The sequence below is a fragment of the Aeromonas cavernicola genome (assembly GCF_002795305.1).
In the GTDB taxonomy this organism is placed as follows: domain Bacteria; phylum Pseudomonadota; class Gammaproteobacteria; order Enterobacterales; family Aeromonadaceae; genus Aeromonas; species Aeromonas cavernicola.
Genome location: NZ_PGGC01000283.1, coordinates 1 through 1,458, shown reverse-complemented (window position 1 = coordinate 1,458; position 1,458 = coordinate 1). Strand labels below are relative to the sequence as shown.

General features: G+C 62.4%; 3 protein-coding genes. All 3 read left to right on the top strand.

The features are described from left to right. The first annotated feature begins 18 nt into the window (after positions 1 to 18). Positions 19 to 747, top strand: coding sequence for a HesA/MoeB/ThiF family protein (locus CUC53_RS18555; RefSeq protein ID WP_100295430.1), 729 nt, complete (start codon positions 19 to 21; stop codon positions 745 to 747). Continuing rightward, complete coding sequence (gene thiS, locus CUC53_RS18550) at positions 744 to 950, top strand: sulfur carrier protein ThiS (protein ID WP_100295429.1); 207 nt, start codon at positions 744 to 746, stop codon at positions 948 to 950. The genes CUC53_RS18555 and thiS overlap by 4 nt, the downstream gene beginning before the upstream one ends. Positions 951 to 1,035: 85 nt before the next feature. Beyond that, positions 1,036 to 1,458: beta/alpha barrel domain-containing protein (locus CUC53_RS18545; protein ID WP_476692222.1), on the top strand; the 423-nt coding region annotated here is incomplete at its 3' end.

Here is a 1,458-nt window from a genome sequence, read left to right as displayed (position 1 = left end):
GGGCAGGGTCCTGGGGCGATCTCCTTATCGTGTATCGGGCCGGTGCGGCTGAAAGATAAGTCCGTGCTGATCGTCGGCCTTGGCGGGCTGGGCTCGCCGCTGGCCCTCTATCTGGCCGGGGCCGGGGTGGGCACCTTGTGGCTGGCCGATGGCGATACGGTGGATTCCAGCAACCTGCCGCGTCAGATCCTGTTCGACTCTGATGCGGTCAACCACTCCAAGGCGGAGCTGGCCCGCGAGCGGTTGGCTGCCCACAACCCTCATATTTCGCTGATTGCCATCAACCAGCGGCTCGATGAAGCCTGCCTGCCGGAGTTTGTGGCCGAGGTCGATCTGGTGATCGACTGCTGCGACAACCTCCCTACCCGCCAGGCCATCAACGCCGCCTGCGTAGGGCAGGGCAAGCCCTGGATCTCCGCCGCTGCGGTGGGCTGGCAGGGGCAGCTGATGGCGCGTACTAACCCAGATCATGCCTGTTACGCCTGCCTCTATCCGCTGGATACCAAGGTGAGTCAGAGCTGCGAAACCAGCGGCGTCAGCGGCCCGCTGGTGGGGGTGATGGGCTCTTTGCAGGCGCTGGAGGCATTGAAACTGCTGCTCGGCTTGCCCAGCTCAGTGGCCGGCACTTTACGCCGCTTCGATGCGTTGACCCATCAGTGGCAGACCCTCACCTTGGCCCCTGATCCAGATTGCCCTGTGTGCAGTCAGCACGCATGCCCGATACACGATAAGGAGATCGCCCCATGACCTTGACCATTCAACTCAACGATAAAGCCCAGCCGCTGGCGGCAGGGCAGAGCGTGGCCGCCCTGCTGGCCACCCAAGGCGTGAATCCCCAAGGGGTGGCGGTAGCCCTTAACGGCGCTGTGCTACCCCGTGGCCACTGGGCCGAGACCCGTCTTAATGACGGGGACGAACTTCACCTTTTTACCGCCATTGCCGGAGGCTAACCGATGCTGTTCACGATCCCATGTTCGAGCGTGTTGCCGTGCGACAGCGTCTTATCTCTTCTTAGCGCAGTGGCTGGGGGCTAATATGTTGAAAATTGCCGATCATCTGTTCTCCTCGCGCCTTTTTACCGGCACCGGCAAGTTTGCCCGCCCAGACCTGATGATCGCCGCCACCCTGGCAAGCGGCTCAGAGCTGGTCACCATGGCCATTAAGCGGCTTGAACCGGGCAAGGCCCACGACGATATCTTGAGCCCGCTTTTGCAACTAGGGGTCAAGTTGCTGCCCAACACCTCCGGCGCCAAGACCGCCGCCGAGGCGGTGTTTGCCGCTCATCTGGCCCGCGAGATGCTGGGCACTCACTGGCTGAAACTCGAAATTCACCCTGATCCACGCCATCTGCTGCCCGATCCCATCGAGACGCTGAAAGCCGCCGAGCAGCTAGTGAAAGAGGGCTTTGTGGTGCTGCCTTACTGCGGCGCTGACCCGGTGCTCTGCAAGCGGCTGGAA